17 protein-coding genes, 1 tRNA gene and 1 pseudogene are annotated in these 20,928 nt (G+C 58.5%); all 19 read left to right on the top strand.

The annotated features are described in order from the left end of the window. Positions 1-540: DUF3631 domain-containing protein (locus V8Z78_RS26710; protein WP_349732485.1), on the top strand; the 540-nt coding region annotated here is incomplete at its 5' end. Positions 541-722: 182 nt separating this feature from the next. Further along, a complete protein-coding gene (locus V8Z78_RS26705) occupies positions 723-1,997 on the top strand; it encodes a tyrosine-type recombinase/integrase (RefSeq protein ID WP_349732484.1) in 1,275 nt (424 codons plus the stop codon). Positions 1,998-2,239: 242 nt separating this feature from the next. Next, a pseudogene (locus V8Z78_RS26700) lies at positions 2,240-2,470 on the top strand (isocitrate lyase); the annotation flags it as partial. Positions 2,471-2,794: 324 nt separating this feature from the next. Beyond that, positions 2,795-4,714, top strand: coding sequence for a threonine--tRNA ligase (thrS, locus tag V8Z78_RS26695; protein WP_179626482.1), 1,920 nt, complete (start codon positions 2,795-2,797; stop codon positions 4,712-4,714). Between the two features lie 82 nt (positions 4,715-4,796). Next, the gene (infC, locus tag V8Z78_RS26690) at positions 4,797-5,429 is read left to right on the top strand and encodes a translation initiation factor IF-3 (protein ID WP_012838978.1); all 633 of its coding nucleotides are present in this window, start codon (positions 4,797-4,799) and stop codon (positions 5,427-5,429) included. A gap of 193 nt (positions 5,430-5,622) precedes the next feature. After that, positions 5,623-5,826: a 50S ribosomal protein L35 gene (gene rpmI / locus V8Z78_RS26685; protein ID WP_003053571.1), complete on the top strand. Its 204-nt coding sequence runs from the start codon at positions 5,623-5,625 to the stop codon at positions 5,824-5,826. 26 nt (positions 5,827-5,852) lie between these two features. Continuing rightward, positions 5,853-6,212: a 50S ribosomal protein L20 gene (rplT, locus tag V8Z78_RS26680; RefSeq protein ID WP_003053572.1), complete on the top strand. Its 360-nt coding sequence runs from the start codon at positions 5,853-5,855 to the stop codon at positions 6,210-6,212. A gap of 200 nt (positions 6,213-6,412) precedes the next feature. Further along, entirely contained in the window at positions 6,413-7,465 is a 1,053-nt protein-coding gene (gene pheS, locus V8Z78_RS26675) for a phenylalanine--tRNA ligase subunit alpha (protein WP_003075151.1), read from the top strand. Between the two features lie 165 nt (positions 7,466-7,630). Then, positions 7,631-10,084 (top strand): phenylalanine--tRNA ligase subunit beta, encoded by a 2,454-nt coding sequence (pheT, locus tag V8Z78_RS26670; RefSeq protein WP_349732483.1) that lies wholly within the window; start codon positions 7,631-7,633, stop codon positions 10,082-10,084. A gap of 28 nt (positions 10,085-10,112) precedes the next feature. Further along, positions 10,113-10,439 carry an integration host factor subunit alpha gene (locus V8Z78_RS26665; RefSeq protein ID WP_012838976.1) on the top strand — a complete coding sequence of 109 codons (327 nt, stop codon included), beginning with the start codon at positions 10,113-10,115 and terminating at the stop codon, positions 10,437-10,439. Between the two features lie 241 nt (positions 10,440-10,680). Next, positions 10,681-11,130, top strand: a complete 450-nt coding sequence (locus V8Z78_RS26660; RefSeq protein ID WP_349732482.1) for a MerR family transcriptional regulator — start codon at positions 10,681-10,683, stop codon at positions 11,128-11,130. Between the two features lie 30 nt (positions 11,131-11,160). Then, positions 11,161-11,237, top strand: a tRNA-Pro gene (locus V8Z78_RS26655). A gap of 199 nt (positions 11,238-11,436) precedes the next feature. Further along, positions 11,437-12,012 carry a hypothetical protein gene (locus V8Z78_RS26650; protein ID WP_131361385.1) on the top strand — a complete coding sequence of 192 codons (576 nt, stop codon included), beginning with the start codon at positions 11,437-11,439 and terminating at the stop codon, positions 12,010-12,012. A gap of 41 nt (positions 12,013-12,053) precedes the next feature. Beyond that, positions 12,054-13,565 carry a TolC family outer membrane protein gene (locus V8Z78_RS26645; protein WP_046461483.1) on the top strand — a complete coding sequence of 504 codons (1,512 nt, stop codon included), beginning with the start codon at positions 12,054-12,056 and terminating at the stop codon, positions 13,563-13,565. A gap of 38 nt (positions 13,566-13,603) precedes the next feature. After that, positions 13,604-13,849, top strand: coding sequence for a hypothetical protein (locus tag V8Z78_RS26640; RefSeq protein ID WP_003069983.1), 246 nt, complete (start codon positions 13,604-13,606; stop codon positions 13,847-13,849). 182 nt (positions 13,850-14,031) lie between these two features. Continuing rightward, the gene (locus tag V8Z78_RS26635) at positions 14,032-16,170 is read left to right on the top strand and encodes a type I secretion system permease/ATPase (RefSeq protein ID WP_057094751.1); all 2,139 of its coding nucleotides are present in this window, start codon (positions 14,032-14,034) and stop codon (positions 16,168-16,170) included. A 78-nt stretch (positions 16,171-16,248) separates the two neighbouring features. Next, positions 16,249-17,580 (top strand): HlyD family type I secretion periplasmic adaptor subunit, encoded by a 1,332-nt coding sequence (locus V8Z78_RS26630; RefSeq protein ID WP_502878882.1) that lies wholly within the window; start codon positions 16,249-16,251, stop codon positions 17,578-17,580. Between the two features lie 33 nt (positions 17,581-17,613). Continuing rightward, positions 17,614-18,252: a response regulator transcription factor gene (locus V8Z78_RS26625; RefSeq protein WP_003069989.1), complete on the top strand. Its 639-nt coding sequence runs from the start codon at positions 17,614-17,616 to the stop codon at positions 18,250-18,252. A gap of 258 nt (positions 18,253-18,510) precedes the next feature. Further along, on the top strand, positions 18,511-20,928 hold a 2,418-nt coding region (locus tag V8Z78_RS26620; protein ID WP_349732481.1), incomplete at its 3' end, for a retention module-containing protein.

Below are 20,928 nucleotides of genomic sequence, written 5' to 3'. Positions count from 1 at the left end.
TCGGTTCACAGAGTTGGGCTGTCCGCAGACGGCGGCTGTGGCGTAGCCACGCCTGGGGTTGGGGAAGTCTGGCCTGGGGCTGATTTATGCAACAGCGCCCTTGCGATTGCGAACTGCTTCGGAGAGGTCTGGTATGCCAAAGCGGTTGAAGCCGCGTTGCAGAATTGCGCTGAGACATCGCCACCAAAATCCTCTTCTAATCAACTATTGGAAGATATTCGTGAGGTCTTGGATAACTATGAGGAGAAATACATCCCCTCGGTTGATCTGCTGGCAAAGCTTAATGACGATCAGGATATGGATTGGTCCAATTACAACCGAGGCCAACCTTTGACTGCACGTCAGTTGGCGAGGTTTATGGGGGCATATGGGATTAAGCCAAAGACCGTGCGCATCAAATCAGGCCAAACGCCCAAGGGATATGAAGTGCGTGAATTCGAGGATGCCTTTGTGCGCTATCTACCGGAACGATTGGAAGAGCCAGTTGAGAAAAAATTGACACCTCCTCCCGGCTGGAAGTCACTCAGTCCGAACTTCTAAGGCGTTTTTTGGGGCGCAACCTCATGGCGAGGTTGTTGCCTTCTTTAGATCGGTGGCTAGGGGGGCTTGGCGTTTGGTCAAAGCCATCTCTACTAAGTCGATGATTTCGAACACCGTCGCCCCCCGGCGGTGGCTGTCCCAGGCGGGGAGCCCCGCTTCTTTATTTCCCCAATGTTTTGTGAATGTCCACGGTCATGTGGATGGGCATTCGTGCGCCCTTTACCCAGGTGCCTATCGCAATAGGCCTGTTTCTCTATTCCAACCCAACCATGAAAGGAGGGCATATGCCCGTTGTTCAACTCAGTGCGCAGTTCGTGCGTGATGCGGCTTGTCCGCCCGAGAAAGCAAAGGTGGACTATTACGATAGTGCGATCCGAGGGTTCATTCTGGAGGTTCGTTCTTCTGGAGGCAGAACTTTCCACCTGCGCTATCGGGATACCCATGGCAAGCTTCGTCAGCACAAGATTGGCGATGCTGCTGCGATCAGTTACGACAAAGCTCGCCAGAAGGCTAGCCGTTTGCGCTCGGAAGTCGAGCTGGGTGGCAATCCGCTGGAAGAGCGCAAAGCTTTGCGAGCAGTTCCGACCTTGGCTGAATTCATTCGTGACATCTACGTCCCCCACATCCAGTTGCATCGGAGGAATTTTCAATCGACGCTGAGTTTCATCAAGTGTCATGTCTTGCCACGTTTCGGAGCCAAGCACTTGGATGCAATCACGACTGATATGGTGGTGGAGGCTCACCAGGATCTGCGAGGGAAGGGCTACGCATTGGCACATGCAAACATGCTGCCCATTCTGCTCAAGATTATGTTCAACCTGGCGAAGAAGAAGGATCTTCCGGGAAGTCAGTTCAATCCTGCTAATGGAGTCGTGCTGTTCACCACGAACAATGCAAAGGAGCGATTTCTCAGTGCTGCTGAGACTCAGCGTTTGCACGAAACCCTATCTCGCAGTGACAACACCCAACTCAAGAGCATCGTCGCCTTGTTGTTGCTGTTTGGATGTCGCAAACGTGAGTTGCTTGATGCCAAGTGGGAGCACTTCGATCTGGAGCGACGTAGCTGGCGCATCCCTCTGTCCAAGAGTGGAAAAGCCAGAAACATTCCTATCTCTGACAAAGCCTTGGAGGTGCTGCAAGGGTTGCCGCGCTGGAAAGGGTGCTCATATGTGGTTCCCAATCCGGATACAAAGAAGCCATTCGGCAATCTGTTCCATTCTTGGGATAAGGCTCGCAAGGAAGCAGGTCTGGCTGACCTCCGGATGCATGACCTGCGCCACACCTTCGCAAGCAATCTGGTGAACTCTGGGCAATCCATCTATGTCGTGAGCAAGTTGCTGGGGCACTCTCAACTCAAGACCACGGCACGCTACAGCCATTTGGCCGATGAGACGCTTTTGTCTGCTGTGGATGCTGCCGCCAAAGTGGTTGACACAAGTTGGAGGGCTATCCCCTAAACGCTGTCTAAAATTTAGGCAGTGCCAGAGCGACCTACCCACGGTCACCAACCCACCTCATCGGGTTGGGTGGGGCGTGGGGGCTGCAGTGAGCCGGTTCCTTAGTGTGATGGAGAAAAAGTTGAGCAACTGGCAAGCGGCTCACTTTGGCGGAGTGGGGTATGCGTGGGTGGGCACGAACAGCACGCGAGGAAACAGGAAAAAACTGTTAAAAATCTGCCACTTGCGGTATTGCTGGAAGGTACAACACCTTCAAGTTCGCCCACGAGTACGCTCGCGGCGAGGGCATGAAGCACTACGTGGAAATGATCCAGGAGCCCGAATTCGCGGCACGTGACAAGGGCTACACCTTTGTCTCGCACCAGCAGGAAGTGGGCGCGGGTTACTTCGACGACGTGACCACCGTGATCCAGGGCGGCTCTTCCAGCGTCAAGGCGCTGACCGGTTCCACCGAGGAAGAGCAGTTCCATTGAGTCGCGCTGAATCGTGATTCTGTCTAGGTAGAAAAAGTGGGGTTATGCGCCCGGGGCGAAAGTCTCGGGCGCTTTTTTGTTTGCCGGGTTAAAATGGCGCGACTTCAATTCACAAGGGCGAGAAAGGCATCAACGGTTATGACACCGCGAACTACATCGGAGATGTACTTCAGCTGCTGATGGCAGCTGGCGGTTCGCGCCTGCCCGAGATTTCTCGACACCCTCATCAAAGCGCGGACTGGTTCCGCGCTTTTTGCTTTCAGGCAACTCCAAAGCTCTGGCGCTGGCCCTCCCCCACACAAATTTGGTTTGACAAGGAATTTCATGATCAACATCACGCTCCCCGATGGCTCCAAGCGCGAATATCCGGGCCCGGTTTCGGTCGCTGAGGTCGCTGCTTCGATTGGCTCGGGCCTGGCCAAGGCGGCACTTGCCGGCAAGATCAACGGCAAGGTCGTGGACACCAGCTTTGTGATCGAGCAGGATTCGCCGCTGTCCATCATCACCGCCAAGGATGCCGATGGTCTGGAGGTGATCCGCCACTCCACCGCTCACTTGCTGGCCTATGCCGTCAAGGAGCTGTTTCCCGATGCCCAGGTCACCATCGGCCCTGTGATCGAAAACGGTTTCTACTACGACTTCTCGTACAAGCGCCCCTTCACTCCCGAAGATCTGGCTGCCATCGAAAAGAAGATGACCGAGCTGGCCAACAAGGACGAGCAGGTGGTGCGCCGCGTGCTGCCGCGCGACGAGGCCGTGCAGTACTTCAAGGGCATCGGCGAAGCCTACAAGGCCGAGATCATTGCCTCCATCCCCAGCAACGAGGATGTGAGCCTGTACCGTGAAGGCGCTTTCGAGGATCTGTGCCGCGGCCCTCACGTGCCCAGCACCGGCAAGCTCAAGCACTTCAAGCTGATGAAAGTGGCCGGTGCCTACTGGCGCGGCGACCACCGCAACGAGATGCTGCAGCGCATCTACGGTACCGCTTGGGCGACCAAAGACGAGCTCAAGGACTATCTGTTCAGGTTGGAAGAAGCCGAAAAGCGCGACCACCGCAAGCTTGGGCGCGAACTCGATCTGTTCCACATCGACGAACACTCGCCCGGCACCGTGTTCTGGCATCCCAAGGGCTGGTCGGTCTGGCAGCAGGTCGAGCAGTACATGCGCCGCGTCTATCAGGACAACGGCTACCAGGAAGTCAAGGCTCCGCAGATTCTGGACAAGGGCCTGTGGGAGAAGACCGGCCACTGGGACAAGTACCGCGAAAACATGTTCACCACCGATTCGGAAAAGCGTGAATATGCCCTCAAGCCCATGAACTGCCCGGGCCACATCATCATCTTCAAGCAAGGCATCAAGAGCTATCGCGATCTGCCGCTGCGCTTTGGCGAGTTCGGCAACTGCCATCGCAACGAGCCCACGGGCTCGCTGCACGGCATCATGCGCGTGCGTGCCTTCACACAGGACGATGGTCACATCTTCTGTACCGAAGACCAGATCCAGGCCGAGGTGACGGCTTTCACCTCGCTGCTGCAAAAGGTGTATGCCGACTTCGGCTTCACCAACATCCTGTACCGCCTGTCCACTCGCCCCGAAAAGCGCATCGGCACCGATGAAGCCTGGGACAAGGCCGAGAACGCGCTGGCTGAAGGTCTGCGCGCATCGGGCTGCGAGTTCGAGTATCTGCCGGGCGAGGGCGCGTTCTACGGCCCGAAGATCGAGTACACCCTGAAGGATGCACTGGGCCGTGAATGGCAGTGCGGCACCATCCAGGTGGACCCGAACATGCCCGAGCGTCTTGATGCGGAATTCGTGGGCGAGGATGGCGAGCGCCATCGTCCCATCATGCTGCACCGCGCGATCCTGGGTTCGCTCGAGCGTTTCATCGGCATTTTGGTCGAGCATCACTCGGGCGCGCTGCCTGCCTGGCTGGCTCCCGTGCAGGCTGCCGTGCTCAATATCACGGACGCTCAGGCCGACTATGCGCAGGAAGTTGCGCAGAAGCTGCAAAAAGCATTGCCGAATCAAAGCCTTAGAGTGGTGACAGATCTGCGCAATGAAAAGATTACGTATAAAATACGCGAGCATTCCATGCAGAAGCTGCCCTACATCCTTGTCGCGGGCGACAAGGAGAAGGCTGCTGGTGCGGTTGCAGTGCGCGCCCGGGGTAACAAAGACCTCGGAGTGATGTCGGTTGATGCATTCATTGAATTGCTCGCCAAGGACATCGCGGCCAAGGCCTGAAGCAGATTAATTTTTGTGGCGGGCCGGTCAGCGTGCAAGGCACGCTAGCCGGCTACGCTGTTGTAGCCATTTCAATCCAAGGGTGAAAACCATAGCTACTGAATTTCGCGATCGGCGCCACCGTGAAGAGCGCAAGCATCGACTGAACCGAGAAATCATGGCGCCTGAAGTGCGTCTGTCTGGTCCCGACAACGAGCCTCTGGGCATCGTGCCGCTGCAAGAAGCGCTGCGCATGGCCGGCGAGCTGGATGTCGACTTGGTGGAAATTGCGGCCAACGCATCTCCTCCGGTCTGCCGTCTGATGGATTACGGCAAGTTCAAGTACCAGGAACAGAAGAAGGCTGCTGAAGCCAAGGCCAAGCAGACCGTCATCGAAATCAAGGAAGTGAAGTTCCGCCCTGGTACGGATGATGGTGACTACAACATCAAGCTGCGCAATATCCGCCGTTTTCTGGCGGATGGCGACAAGTGCAAGATCACGCTGCGTTTCCGCGGTCGTGAAATCACGCACCAGCAGCTGGGTCTGAATCTGCTCAACCGTCTGCGTGACGATCTGGCCGATTCCATCCAGGTGGAGCAGTTCCCCAAGCTGGAAGGCCGTCAGATGATCATGATGGTGGCACCGGCTCGTGCAGGCGGCAAAAAGCCCGCCGGTGGTGCAAAACCACAGGCTGATGGCGCCGCAGCTGCACCTGAGGCTGCAGATAAGGCATAATTGCGGTTTTGCCTTATCGGCAAAAGTGGGCTTGGCCCACTTTTGTTTTATGCGGCAGACAAAGAATTTGCAGGCTTGCCTGCAAGACGTCAGCCCGGCCTGGCCGGACTGACAAACAAGTGCCTCGGAGGCCAGCGAAGTGTGTGCGGGTTGCACACCGCCTTGCGAGCACAAATTCAATAGGAGCATTCACATGCCCAAAATGAAGACCAAGAGCAGCGCGAAGAAGCGTTTTCGCGTTCGTCCCGGTGGTACCGTCAAGCGCGGTCAAGCCTTCAAGCGTCACATCTTGACCAAGAAGACCACGAAGAACAAGCGTCACCTGCGTGGCATTGTCAACGTGCATTCCGGCGATATGGGCTCCATCGCAAAGATGTTGCCTTCCGCAGGCCTGTAATTCACTGACGAACTAGGAGAAAACACATGCCTCGCGTCAAACGTGGTGTAACGGCTCGCGCCCGTCACAAAAAAGTTCTGAATCTGGCCAAGGGTTTCCGCGGTCGCCGTGGTAACGTCTTCCGCGTTGCCAAGCAAGCGGTCATGAAGGCTGGTCAATATGCCTACCGTGACCGTCGTACCAAGAAGCGCGTGTTCCGTCAGCTGTGGATCGCTCGTATCAACGCTGCTGCACGTGAACTGGGTCTGACTTACAGCCAATTCGCCAACGGCCTGAAGAAGGCTGCCATCGAAATCGACCGCAAGATGCTGGCCGATATCGCCGTGCACGACAAGGCTGCTTTTGCAGCTATCGTCGACCAAGTCAAGGCCAAGCTGGCTGCCTGAGGTCACGATCGGTAGTTACTCTTGTAGGACTTTTGCAGACAAGAATCCTCAAAGGCATTTGCCGATGGGCGAGCATCTTGCTTGAACTTGATTGCAGAAGTCGTGTCTTGTTCAGTAGCTGCTGATGCACAAACAGCAAGGGCTAGGGCTTGAAAAGGCACTAGCCCTTGTTTATTTTTACAAGTCGATAAAGAGTCGATATGAACGAGTTGGATTCTCTGGTCGAAAGCGCACAGCAACTGTTTGCGCAAGCCCACACCCCCGCTGATCTGGAAAATGCCAAGGCGCAGTTTCTGGGCAAGTCGGGCAAGATGACCGAGCTCATGAAGGGCATGGCGCAGCTTTCCGTCGAAGAGAAAAAGTCGCGCGGTGCCGCCATCAACGTGGCCAAGCAGGCGATCGAAGCGGCCTTGACCGCCCGTCGCAAGGCTTTGGCAGACGCCGAGCTGCAGGCCCATCTGAAGGCCGAGGTGCTGGATGTGACTCTGCCCGGTCGCCGTCGTGGCGCGGGAGGGCTGCACCCCGTCTCCATCACCATGGAGCGTATCGAGGGCATCTTCGGCTCCATGGGTTTTGATGTGGCCCAGGGCCCCGAGATCGAATCCGACTGGTTCAACTTCACGGCGCTGAACACGCCTGAAGACCATCCCGCGCGCTCCATGCACGACACCTTCTATGTCGAAGGCGGCACCCAGCACGCGCCCAATCTGCTGCGCACGCACACCAGCCCCATGCAGGTGCGCCATGCCGTGCAGCATGTGAAGAATTACCGCAACGCGCTCGATGCCGGCCAGACCATGCCCGAGATCCGCGTGATTGCCCCCGGCCGCACCTACCGTGTGGACTCGGATGCCACCCACTCGCCCATGTTCCACCAGTGCGAAGGCCTGTGGATCGGCGAGAACGTGAGCTTCAAGGACCTGAAGGTCGTGTTCACCGACTTCTGCAAGACCTTCTTCGAGCAGGATGATCTGGTGCTGCGCTTTCGCCCCAGCTTCTTCCCGTTCACCGAGCCTTCGGCCGAAATCGACATCCAGTTCCAGAGCGGCCCGCTGGCCGGCCGTTGGCTGGAAGTGGCGGGCTCCGGCCAGGTGCACCCCAATGTGGTGCGCAACATGGGACTGGATCCCGAAAAATACATCGGCTTTGCCTTTGGCATGGGCCCCGACCGCCTGACCATGCTGCGTTATGGCGTGAACGACCTGCGCCTGTTCTTCGACGGCGACATCCGTTTTCTGTCGCAGTTTCAGTAATAAAAAAGTGAGCTTATAGCGCCTACTATGAAACGATTTCAGATAGTTTTGATGCTGAAATCCTTATATGCCGAGCGCTAATAGCTCATCTTTTTGAGATACGCATGCCCAGCCAGTGGCAGACCGCTTGCGGTGCGACTGGCATGAACGCCAAAGAGTCTGACTATGCAATTTCCTGAATCCTGGTTGCGCGAATACTGCAACCCCAACCTGACCACCCAGCAGCTGGCCGATACCCTGACCATGGCCGGTCTGGAAGTGGAAGAGCTGGATCCTGTGGCGCCTCCCTTCACCGGCATCGTGGTCGGTGAAATCAAGGAAGCCGTGCAGCACCCCGACGCCGACCGCTTGCGCATCTGCCAGGTCGACGTGGGCGGCCCCGAGCTGCTGAATATCGTCTGCGGCGCGCCCAATGCGCGCGTGGGCATCCGCATTCCCTGCGCCACCGTGGGCGCCGAGCTGCCTCCCGGTGCCGATGGCAAGCCCTTCAAGATCAAGATCGGCAAGCTGCGCGGCGTGCAGAGCTTTGGCATGCTGTGCTCGGCCAAGGAGCTGGGCATCGACGAAGACGCCAGCGGCCTGCTGGAGTTTCCCGCCGATGCGCCCCTGGGCCAGAACGTGCGCGAGTACCTGAATCTGGACGACACGCTGTTCACGCTCAAGCTCACGCCCAATCTGGCGCACTGCCTCAGCGTCTACGGCGTGGCGCGCGAGCTGTCGGCGCTGACCGGCACGCCGCTCAAAGCCCTGTCCTTCCCTGCTGCGGCCGTGGCCTTGCAGGACAAGCTGCCCGTCAAGATTGAAGCCACCGATCTGTGCGGCCGTTTCTCGGGCCGCATCGTGCGCAATGTCAACACCCAGGTGAAGACGCCTCAATGGATGGTGGATCGTCTGGCGCGTTGCGGCCAGCGCTCGGTCAGCCCGCTGGTGGATATCTCCAACTATGTGATGTTCGAGCTGGGCCGTCCCAGTCATATCTTCGATCTGGACAAGATCAGCGGCGGCCTGAATGTGCGCTGGGGCAAGGAGGGCGAAACGCTCAAGCTGCTCAATGGCAACACCATCAAGATCGACGATTTCCTCAAGGTCGGCGTGATTGCCGATGACAAGCAGGTCGAGTCGCTGGCCGGCATCATGGGCGGCGACGCCACGGCCGTGTCTGACGACACCAGGAACATCTACATCGAAGCCGCGTTCTGGTTCCCCAAGGCCGTGGCCGGTCGTTCGCGCCACTTCAATTTCTCGACCGACGCCGGTCACCGCTTCGAGCGCGGCGTGGACCCCGAGTTCACCACCGAGCATATCGAGCGCATCACCGCGCTGGTGCTGGAAATCTGCGGCACGCCAGAGACGCAGGTCGGTGCCATGGACGACCACCAGCCCAATATGCCTGCCTCCAAGGCCGTGCAACTGCGCGTGGCGCGTGCGGCCAAGGTCATTGGCATGGCCGTGACGCAGCAGCAATGCCTGGATGCCCTGAACGGCCTGGGTCTGCCTGCCGCGGTGGCCAGCGAAGGCGTGATCAGCGTCACCGCTCCCACCTTCCGCTTCGACATCAATCTGGAAGAAGACTTGATCGAAGAAGTGGCCCGCATGATCGGCTACGAAAACCTGCCGACCACCAAGCCACTGGCCCCGATCTCGCCCAAGCTGCGCGCCGAGAACCAGCGCAGTCCCTATGCCGTGCGCCACGAGCTGGCGGGCCTGGGCTACCAGGAAACCATCAACTTCAGCTTTGTCGAAGAAAAGTGGGAGCAGGAGCTGGCTGGCAACAGCAGCGCCATCAAGCTGCTCAACCCCATTGCCAGCCATCTGAGCGTGATGCGCTCGTCGCTGCTGGGCTCGCTGCTGCAGGTGCTCAAGTTCAACGTGGACCGCAAGGCTCAGCGCGTGCGCGTGTTTGAGCTGGGTCGCGTGTTCTTCAAGGACGACTCCGTGGTCGATTCCGACACCACCGTCAAGGGCTTTTACCAGCCCATGCGCGTGGCGGGTCTCGCCTACGGCGCTGCCGACCAGCTGCAGTGGGGCAGGGCAGAAGCCAAGGTCGACTTCTACGACGTCAAGGGCGATGTGGAAGCACTGCTGGCCCCGGCCAAGCCCGTGTTCGAGCCTGCCGAGCACCCCGCCATGCACCCCGGCCGCTGCGCGCGCGTGCTGCTGGACGGCAAGGCGATCGGTTTTGTCGGCGAGCTGCACCCCCAATGGCGCCAGGAATGGGATCTGGCCCAGGCTCCCGTGATGTTCGAGCTGGAACTCGATGCCGTGCTGGCCCGTGAGGTCCCCGTGTTCAAGTCCGTGGCCAAGCACCAGGCCGTGGAGCGCGACATTGCCGTGGTCGTCAAGGAAGCCGTGACTCACGCCCAGGTGATGGAAGCCGTGCAGCAAGGCGTGCAGGGCGGCATTCTGCGCTCGGCCGTGCTGTTCGATGTATTCCGTCCCAAGAAGCTCAAGGCTGGCGAGGAAGCGGCGCCGGGCAGCCTGGCTCAGGACGAGAAGAGCCTGGCCGTGCGTCTGACGCTGGGCAGCGACACAGCGTCGCTGACCGATGCGGAAATCGATGCCGCCATGCAGGGCACAATTGCGGCTCTGGTTGAACGCGTTGCGGCTCGCCTGCGCTGATATGTTCAATCCACAAGGAGATCGACCCATGGAGCTTGCCGTAGAGAGCATCGACAGCCCCGCGTTGACCAAGGCGCAGCTGGCCGATCTGCTGTTTGACGAAATCGGTTTGAACAAGCGCGAAGCCAAGGACATGGTGGATGCGTTTTTCGACCTGATCTCGCAAAAGCTGGTGGAGGGCGAAGATGTCAAGCTTTCGGGCTTTGGCAACTTCCAGATCCGCACCAAGGCGCCACGGCCCGGTCGCAACCCGCGCACCGGTGAGCTGATTCCCATCGCTGCGCGCCGCGTGGTGACCTTCCATGCCAGCAGCAAGCTCAAGGAGCTGATTCAGGGCGAAGGCTCGGGGTCATAAGCGATTGGTAAATCCACTGATGCGCGGACAGGCTAAGCATCGGTGACTGAGGAGCTGACAGTTTTGCGTCGCGAGCGGTGCAAGGTCCTGTCAGCTCTTCGCGCTATATTGCTAGGACTTGCGCAAACAGGAATGCATGGCGGGCATTTCTAATGACAAAACACCGTGCCTGACCCGAATTTGTGCAAGTCGTGATTGCATATCTTTCACCCATCCCTTCACTGACCGCTTGCAACCAGCCATGGCTTCTTCTTTGCCAGCAATTCCCGCCAAGCGCTATTTCACCATCGGTGAGGTCGCGGATCTTTGCGACGTCAAGCCTCATGTGCTGCGTTACTGGGAGCAGGAGTTTGTGCAGCTCAAGCCCATGAAGCGTCGTGGCAACCGCCGCTACTACCAGCATCATGAGGTGTTGATGGTGCGTCGCATTCGCGAGCTGCTTTACGAGCAGGGCTTCACCATCAGCGGCGCACGAAATCGTCTGCGCGAACTGGTGACGGGTCACGGCAAGGCAGTCGAGCAGCAGCCGGTGCTTGTGCATCCGGCCCAGCCCCTGCAGGCGGAAGAGCTGGCGCAAAGCCATCTGTTGGCTGCAATGCTGGAGCAGGGCCGCTCGGAGCCTGCCGGTGCCATGGGCATGGAGGAGGTCAAAGAGGAGCTTTTGCAGATCAGGGCGCTGCTTTCTCTTTGATGTCGAATTTCTGTGTATAATTCAAGTCTTCGGAATGTAGCGCAGCCTGGTAGCGCACTTGCATGGGGTGCAAGGGGTCGCGAGTTCGAATCCCGCCATTCCGACCAATTAGACAAGGGCTTCTGACTATTCAGTCAGGAGCCCTTTTTCTATTTCAGATCAATTCATTGTCAATTGTTCGATTACGACTTTGACTTTGGATGTAGGCTGATTTCACTTTGTAACGCGTGCACCGCTATGATGGTTGCTGTGCTGGAAGCGGTATTGATTCTTAATTTCTTTGATATAAAGAAGGAATGAAAAGAATTGCCAATTCCCGGCAAAAAATTCGGAGTTCGGCTGGTTGAGTGGTTTTTTGAAACAAATCCTTGCATGCCTTGTGCTAGATTTGCAACTGAATCCATTTGTTTGATGGTGTTGCCAGGAGATCTGCCATCAACGCACGGCTTCGCATGCAGGGTTATGCGTCAAGAACACCGGCCGGAAACCGGAGGCTCCGCCTTGCTATCGTGGAAAGGAAAATCTCCAAATGCGCTGTGTCTAGCCGATAGACGCTCCACAGCCTGTCCGCGCGATTTGTTTGGTCAAGGGATTGGCGATGTCATCCTTTCACCACTGCTAAGTGGTGGGTCGTCAAGCAAAAATAGTGAGTTTTGTCGATCAGGCAACAAGCTTGACCTGACCGTCAGTCTCCTGTGCGGTGTTGGCATGACGCCAAAGGCTGTGAGCACGAGAGTTACAGAATTCCATTTTGCGAGTTCTGAGGCCGTATGCAATGCCTTTTCGGGCAGCAGCGAGCCGATCCGCATTAACAACCAGCTTCCGCGGGAACGATTTGCAGAAGTCGCACCGATTGCTCTCGCCAATTTGTTGGCGGGCTAGGCATCGCATTGCCCGGTCGGAGTCAAACAAGAGGGATAACAATGAAATTCAGTCAGATTGCACAAGTGGTAGCCACTCTGGGTGTGGCCTCGTGGGCCATGGGGGGTATGGCTCAGACGACCATGAATGCGCAACAAGCCAACGAGCAGGGTGTTGCACTGCAAAAGGTTGTCGAGCAGGCACTGATGACTCATCCCGAAGTGCAGGCGCGCTTTCAGGATTTCAGTTCGTCCGCTGAGGGTCAGAACGTGGCTCGGGGAGGTTGGCGTCCGCAAGTCACCGCGCAAGGTTGGGTCGGTCGCGAGTGGCGCAGCCATATTCAGGATGCTCCATCGCAGAACTGGAACCGTCCGGGCTGGAACCTGCAACTGCGTCAGCTGATCTTTGATGGCTTCACCACTAGCAGCAATATCCGTCAGTTGGGCTTTGAGAAGCTGGCCAAGTTCTACGATCTGCGCGCCACCACTGAAAATTTGGCCAATGATGTTGTCGCCGCCTATCTGGATGTGCAGCGTTATCGCGAAATGGAGAAGCTGGCCCGTGAAAATTTCGGCACGCACCAGGTGACGCTGGGGCAGTTGCGTGAGCGCCAGCAGTCCGGCGTGGGCCGCGGTGTTGACCTGGAGCAGGCAAGTGGTCGTCTGTCGCTGGCGCAGACCAATCTGATGACCGAGAGCAACAACCTCAACGATGTGCTGCAGCGCTACCGCCGCGTGGTGGGTGAGTATCCTGCGGCCACGCTGGACCCGGTGCCCGATGTGAGTGCCAAGCTGCCTGCTTCCGGGGCGGCCAAGGATTTCGGCGCGTCGCTGCGCGCGAGTCCGCTGCTATTGTCGAAGCAGGCTCTGGTGCAAGCGGCAGAGGCCGGTCAGAAGGCTGCCAAGGGGGCGCATATGCCCAAGCTCGAGCTGCTGGCATCCACGGGGCGTGATCGTGATCAGAACTCGCCGGCCTACTGGGATGTGCAGAGTTCGCGAGTGCAGCTGATGCTGACTTACAACCTGTATCGCGGTGGTGCGGACGAGGCACGCCTGCGTCAGACGATTGCCCAGGGCTATGCCGCACAGGATGTGCGCGATTACACCTGCCGCAACCTCCAGCAGGAGCTGTCGATTACCTGGAACAACATGGCCCGCCTGCGTCAGCAAACGCCGTTCCTGCGTGAGCATGTTCTCTCTACGGCCAAGGTCCGCGTGGCGTATCAGCAGCAATTCAAGATCGGTCAGCGTTCGCTGCTGGATCTGCTCAATACGGAAAACGAGTTGTTCGATGCCCAGCGTGCCCTGGTCAACGCTCAATATGACCTCAAGAAGGCCGAGTACCAGTGGCTGACTTTGTCCAGCCAAATTCTGCCTGTGCTGGGGCTCGCGCAGCCGCATGACGACAGCCGTCCGGATGAGCAGCAGGCACTGAACTTGCCGGATGATCTGCTGCGTAGCTGCAAGTCCTCAGTGCCGGACACCAGCAATCTGACGCCTGTGCCTGCCAGCGCAGCGGTTGATCTGGGGGCTCCAGCCCAAGCGCCGGCATCTGGTGCGACGGGCCGCCAGTGATAGCAGTTGGAGTCTGGTGCAGCTTTTAGTGGGAGTTGATGAACAAGATGGATAAAAGCGATTCACCACCGTCGGAGCAGTCCTCCCGGCAGGAGTTGTCGGCACTGGATGCGGATTTCATCCGCGTTCTCGAGGACTTGATTGACGCCTTGCTTGCCAATGGGGCTTTGCGCTTGACGGATCTTCCGCCGCAGGCGCTGGAGAAGCTGAACCAGCGCAAGCAGGCGCGCCAGCGTATGCGTAATTCGCTGGACTTGATTGATGACGACGAAGAGCTTTTATAGGTTGATTGTTGAAGATGACCAGACCAGACTTTGAGCCTTCATTGGCATCGAGCAACGGTACGGATGCGACTCAGAAGGCCGGGCAAGGTTCTTTGCCGGAAGCCGCGGCTGCGGCGGAGCAGGCCGGTCCGGCCTTTCTGGGGGCGCGAAGCTCGGCGCATGCACCGGCCGGGGATTGGCGCATGCCGGCCCATGAGACCCATGCGGATCCCTTGCTGGATTGCCTGGTGCAGCTCACCAACCTGCATGGCAAGCCCTACACCGCGCAGGCACTGAGCAATGGTCTGCCGTTGGTGGATCAGCGCCTGACGCCTTCATTGCTGGCTCGGGCTGCGGCTCGTGCACAGTTCAGCACGCGTATCGTGCAGCGCAGTCTTGACGCCGTTCCTCAGGGCTTGCTGCCGGCAATTTTGATTCTCAATGGAGACCGTGCCTGTCTGTTGCTCAGAGCGCTGGAGAGCGGTCGCTTCCTGTTGCAGTATCCGGAGTCGGAGAGTCCGGTCGAGGTAGAGGCCCAGGCTTTGCTGCAGGACTACGCGGGGCTGATGTGCTTTGTGCGTCCGCAGTTCCGCTTCGAGCCGCGCTCCGTGCAGCAAGGCATGGAGCCCCGCAGCAGTCACTGGTTCTGGGCAGTGATCCTGGAGAATCGGCGCCTGTACCGCGATGCCTTGCTGGCAGCTGTACTCATCAACGTCTTCGCGCTGGCAATGCCTTTGTTCAGCATGAACGTGTATGACCGGGTGGTGCCCAACAACGCGGTGGAAACATTGTGGGTGTTGGCTATCGGCATTTCTTTGGTGCTGATCTTCAACTTTGTGCTGACGACGACGCGTGCCTATGTTGTGGATGCCGCGAGCAAGCGTGTGGATGTGCAGTTGTCCGCGCAGATCATGGAGCGCGTTCTGGACTTGCGCATGGAGAGCCGACCCGCATCCGTCGGTTCGTTTGCGGCCAATCTGCGCTCGTTTGAGTCGGTTCGTGATTTCATTGCGTCTGCAAGTCTCACAACCTTGGTGGATCTGCCTTTTGTGCTTCTGTTTCTGGTGGCGATTGCATGGGTTTCGCCCTGGATGCTGATTCCGCCTGTGGTGGCGATTGCCGCGATCTTGCTGGTTTCCTTCTGGGCCCAGGCACGCATGGAGAGTCTGACGCTCAAGACTTTTCAGGCTTCGTCTCAGCGCAACGCGCTGCTCGTGGAGTCGCTGACCAATCTGGAGGCGGTCAAGACGCTCAATGCCCAAAGCGGAGTGCAGCGTTTGTGGGAGAGCTCCACTCAGTACATTGCCTACATGGGGGGCAAGATCAAGTTCATCTCGTCCGGTACGGTGAACTTTGTTCAGACCTTGCAGCAACTGGTCACCATAGCCGTGGTCGTCATCGGCGTGTATCAGGTGCAGGATGCGTCGCTTTCCATGGGTGGCATCATTGCAGCCTCCATGATTGCAGGGCGTTGTCTGGCACCCTTTGGTCAGGTGGCGGGGCTGATGATGCAGTTTCACAATGCGCGCACCTCGCTCAATTCCATTGACAATTATATGAAGATGCCGGTCGAGCACGAAGCTGAGCGCGAATTCGTCTCACGTCCGGATCTGCGTGGCGCCATCGAGTTTCGCAATGTCAGCTTCAGCTATCCGGGAAGCGAGCAGGCCAGTCTTTCGGGAGTGAGCTTTTCGCTCCGACCTGGCGAACGGGTTGGCATCATTGGGCGTATCGGCTCGGGCAAGACCACGCTTGAAAAGCTGGTCCTGGGGCTGTATCAGCCCAGTGAAGGCTCGGTTCTGATCGATGGTATGGATGCCCGCCAGATAGATCCGGTGGATCTGCGTCGGGCCATCGGGCATGTGCCGCAGGACCCGATGCTGTTCTATGGCAGCTTGAAGCACAACTTGCTGGTGGGTGCGCCATTCGCGGATGAGACAGACATGCTGCATGCGGCACGCATCGCGGGTGTGGATGATTTCGCGGCGCGCAATCCCAAGGGCTACGACATGTTGGTTGGCGAGCGGGGCGAGTCACTTTCTGGCGGCCAGCGCCAATCCATTGCTGTCGCTCGTGCCCTGATCAACGACCCGGCCATATTGTTGCTGGACGAGCCCAGCAGCAATCTGGACAACCAGAGCGAGGCACAGCTCAAACGTCGTCTGGAAGAGGCCTCCCAGGGCAAGACCATTTTGCTGGTCACTCATCGCACGGCCTTGTTGACCTTGGTTGACCGGCTGATCGTGATTGATGGCGGCAGAATTGTTGCCGATGGAGCCAAGGATCAGGTGATCGAAGCCCTGAAGCAGGGACGGATTGGTGGAGTAGGAGGGCGAGCATGAGCGAGTCCAAACCCCAAAAAAAAGCCGTCGCGCTTCAAGGATGCGCTCAAGGCGCGCTGGACGCGACTGGAGCGATGGCTGCTTGACGGCAGCGAGGTTGTCGGAACGCATCAGCCGGATGACCTCAAGGCCGATGCGCAGTGGGCTGCAGGGCAGCAGCAGGCGCGTGGTTCGCGTCTGTTGATATGGGTATCTTTGGTCACCGTGGTGGTTCTGTTGCTATGGGCTTGCCTGGGTCGCATTGATGAAGTGGTGCGAGGCCAGGGCAAGGTGGTTCCTTCGCGTCAGGTTCAGGTGGTGCAGAGCCTGGATGGCGGTATCGTCAAGGAAATTCTGGTGCACCCCGGCGAGCATGTAGAGCAGGGGCAGGTCATCTTGCGCATCGATCCAACGCGCTACAGTTCGTCCCTGGGCGAGAACAAGGCCGAACTTCTGGCATTGAAGGCCAAGGCCGCGCGTCTTCAGGCCCTGGCATCGGGCGAGCCTTTCAAGGCTCCGGAAGATGTGCAGGCTCTGGCGCCTCAGTTGGTGGAGATGGAGCGGCGCATGTGGGAGAGCCGCTCCCAGGAGCTCAACACCAACGTCAATATTGCGCGTGACCAGTTGCGCCAACGTCAGCAGGAGCTGCGCGAAACCCAGGCCAACCGTGACCAGGCCTCCTCCAGTTGCAGCTTGACGTCCGAAGAGCTTTCGGTGACTCGCCCCTTGCTCAAGAGTGGAGCAGTGTCCGAAGTGGATTTGCTGCGCCTGCAACGCGATGTGGCTCGCTTCTGTGGCGAGGCCAAGGCGGCCGGTGCGCAGATCGGGCGCATTCAGGCTGCGATTCAGGAAGCGGAGCGCAAGATTCAGGAGTCGGAGCTGAATATGCGCAATCAGTCTCGCTCCGAGCTCTCGGAAACCCAGGCCAAACTGGGCACCTTGGAGCAAGGCAAGGTGGCGCTGGAGGATCGCGTCAAGCTGGCCGAAGTGCGCGCACCCGTGCGCGGCACGGTCAACACCTTGATGGCGAATACCGTCGGCGGTGTTGTGCAGCCGGGCAAGGACATCCTGGACATCGTGCCGCTGGATGACACCTTGTTGATGGAAGTGCAGATCAATCCGCGCGACATCGGCTTCCTGCATTTTGGTCAGCAGGCTGAAGTGAAGTTCACTGCCTATGACTTTGCCATCTATGGAGGTCTGCAGGGGAAACTGGAGCAGATCGGTGCCAACACCGTTACCGACGAAAAGGGGAACTCCTTTTATGTCGTGAAGGTGCGCACGGAGAAGGCTCACGTGGGCGATGACTCGCGCCCCATCATTCCTGGTATGCAGGCCGAGGTGCATATCCTCACGGGCAAGCGCACCTTGATGCAGTATCTGCTCAAGCCGATTCTGCGTGCCAAGTCCAATGCCTTGATCGAACGTTAGTTCATGGATCGCCAACAATTACAAAGGAACTCTATGAATGCCTTGCCTGTATTGATGCTGACTCAGGATGCCACGCTGTGGCAGGAATGGCAGCAGATCGCAGGCCCTCAGTGGATGCCTGCGCGCGGCCAGAGTCTGGCCGATTTGCAACGTTGGAAGCAGCAAGGTCGTACCGTGGTGGTGCTGGATGCAGCCCTGCCATCCTTGCCCGAGTCGACAGCGGCCCGCTGGATTGAGCTGCTGAAGGATCTTCAGGTTCTGGTTCTCAGCAACCGCCCCAGCGATGAGGAGGGGCGAAACCTGCTGTCCCGCGGAGCATCGGGCTACGCCCATGCGCAATCGAGCCCGGAGGTGCTGGCACGGATGCTGCAAAGCATGGCTGGCGGCAACATCTGGCTTGGACGTTCTCTGTTGCAGCGCTTGTTGCGCGATGTGGACGCCCGTCTGCCTGAGCATGAGTCGGACTGGGCCGAACCATTGTCTGCACGCGAGCAGGAGGTTGCCCGCTATGCATCGCTGGGTGACAGCAATGCGGAGATTGCCGAACGCATGTCCATCAGCGAGCGTACTGTGCGGGCCCATCTGTCTGCTGTTTTTGAGAAACTGCAGGTACAGGATCGATTGATGCTGACATTGAAGGTTCACGGTATCGGGCGCAAGCAGCTGGCTTGAGCCTGATTTTTGGGTTACTGATGAATACCTAGTCACCTCTTTCCTCTGGAGTGCCTGTTGCTGAAAAGCCTGAAGCCTGCAATATGCAGGCTTCAGGCTTTTTTTGATTTACAGCAGCAGAGATCGAATAAAACAGATCCCGATTGGCTTTGGCGCCAATAGTGCTGTGGGGCCTTGGCTTCTACCATTCAGCTGAAATATTGGAGAGGTGTCTTTGTGCACCTTCACTTTTTAATCTGACTGGATAGGCAGACCCTCATGGCAGCTCAAACCGTTCTCGTTACCAAACTCACTGGCCAGGCTTGGATGCGTGGTTCTGATGGCAATCTGACGGTGCTCCGTGAAGGCATGCGTATTCCCGCTGACGCCGAGATAGTGACGGCTTCCGGCAGCACCGTGCAGTTGCAGGCGGATGGTCAGCCACCGCTGATGGTGGGCGAGAACCAGGATGTGCATCTCACTGCGGACCTGATTCAGCCGCCCACCGTGGAAGAGGCGGCTGTGGCGAGCCCCGCGAATGCGCAGATTGACCAGATCATTGCGGCCATCAATGCCGGCCAGGATCCGTTCGATGAGCTGGATCCCACGGCGGCCACATTGTCGGGCGGCAGCGAGGGTGGCAGCACTTTTGTGCGCCTTTCCAGCATCATTGAGGCGGTGTCGCCGCTGGCGCTGGAGTATGGACGTCCTGTACCAGCGACTACTGTCCTTCCACTTTTTAGTGGGGTGGGCGCTTTGGCGGACAACACGGATCAAGTTACGCCGCCTCAGCCTGTCACAAGCATTCCCCAGGCAAGTGCTGATTCGGGTGTGATCTTCGAAGATGCGGTATCCGCCTTGCAAGGCAATGTGCTCGCCAACGACAAATTGGGCGAAGGGGTCCTCACAGAGCATCGAGTTGTTCTGGTCGGCGCAGATCAAGGGCTGTACGGCAAGATTACCCTCAACTCCGATGGCAGCTACAGCTATCAGCTTGATAGCAGCTTGAATGCTGTGCAGGCATTGGGTGTGGGTGAGACCCTGGTCGAAACTTTTACGTATACCCTGGTTGATAAAGACGGCGCCAGTTCTTCCGCGACATTGACTGTCACCATCGTTGGCACCAACGACGAACCCGTCCTCACCGGCAAGGCCGATGGGGCTTTGGCCGAAGACGGCGTGTCGGTGGTCACCGGCAAGCTCGACGTGGCCGATGTCGACATCACCGATACCCACAGCTGGAGCGTCAGCAACGAAGGTAAGGGCCAGTACGGCAGCTTCTCGGTTGACCAGAACGGCGAGTGGACCTATGTGCTGAACAACGACGATCCCAAGGTCCAGGCCCTGGCCGAAGGTCAGAAGGTCACCGATACCATCACCGTGACCGTCGACGACGGTCACGGCGGCACAGCGACTCAGACCATCACCGTCACCATCACTGGCACCAACGATCTGCCTGTGGTGCCCAATTATCAGCACACCACGCCGGAAGACCAGCCCGTCAGCGGCAAGGTCACTGGCACCGATCCCGATGGGGACACGCTGACCTACACGGTCGACAAGCAGCCCGAGCACGGCAAGCTGGAATTCAATCCGACCACCGGCGAGTACACCTACACGCCGAACGAAAACTATAACGGCCCCGATCAGTTCACGGTCATCGTCGATGACGGCCACGGCGGCAAGACCACTTCCGTCATCGAGATCGGCGTCACCCCGGTCAATGACGCACCGCTGGTTCCAAATTATGAGCATACGACTCCCGAGGAACAGCCCGTTAGCGGCAAGGTCGTCGGCACCGACGTCGACGGCGACAACCTGACCTACACGGTCGACAAGCAGCCGGAGAATGGCACGCTGGTGTTCAACCCGACCACGGGTGAATATACATACACGCCGAACGAGAATTACAACGGTCCTGACCAGTTCACGGTCATCGTCGACGACGGCAATGGCGGCAAAGCCACTTCGATCATCAATATCGGTGTCACGCCGGTCCTCGACGTACCCACGATTACCGTCTCCGACGCCGGTGACGTGAACGAAGGTTCCTCGGCCACGTTCAACATCAGCCTGCAAAACACGGTCGACCTTGACAAGGACACCACGGTCACGCTCAAGCTGGACGGCCAGATCGAAACGGCCGATCACGGAGCGCCGACGGTCACCATTGGGGGCCAGACCGTCCAGGTCACAGCGAATGCCGACGGCACCTACAGCTTCACGCTTCCCGCTGGCACCACGGGAGGCATCGTTGTCACGGTTCCGACCAACGATGACGCAGTCTTTGAAGGCCGTGAGCAGATGACGCTCACGGCTACCTTGACCGGGGAAACGTCCAGCGGCACGCTGCCGTCCGGTATCTCCGACTCGGGTAGTGCCGTAATCGTCGACACCGAAAGCACGGATCCGGGCAACCCCAATCCGGGCGCTGACGTGCCCAAGCTGGACGTGTCCAACCCCGGCGACGTCAACGAAGGCTCCGACGCCACGTTCAACATCACGCTGGGCAAGGCCGTCGACGCCGCCACCACCATCACCTTCAAGCTGGGTGGTGACATCGAATCCGACGACATCGGCACGCCCGTGGTCACCATTGGTGGCACCACGGTCACCCTGGTGAACAACGGCGACGGCACCTACAGCTTCCAGGTCCCGGCCGGCACCACCGGCGGCATCGTGGTCACCGTTCCGACC

The sequence above is a fragment of the Comamonas sp. wu1-DMT genome (genome assembly GCF_040187805.1).
GTDB classification, from domain to species: domain Bacteria; phylum Pseudomonadota; class Gammaproteobacteria; order Burkholderiales; family Burkholderiaceae_C; genus Comamonas; species Comamonas thiooxydans.
The sequence above is the reverse complement of the archived record's forward strand: the minus strand, read 5'-3'. Positions and strand labels throughout refer to the sequence as shown.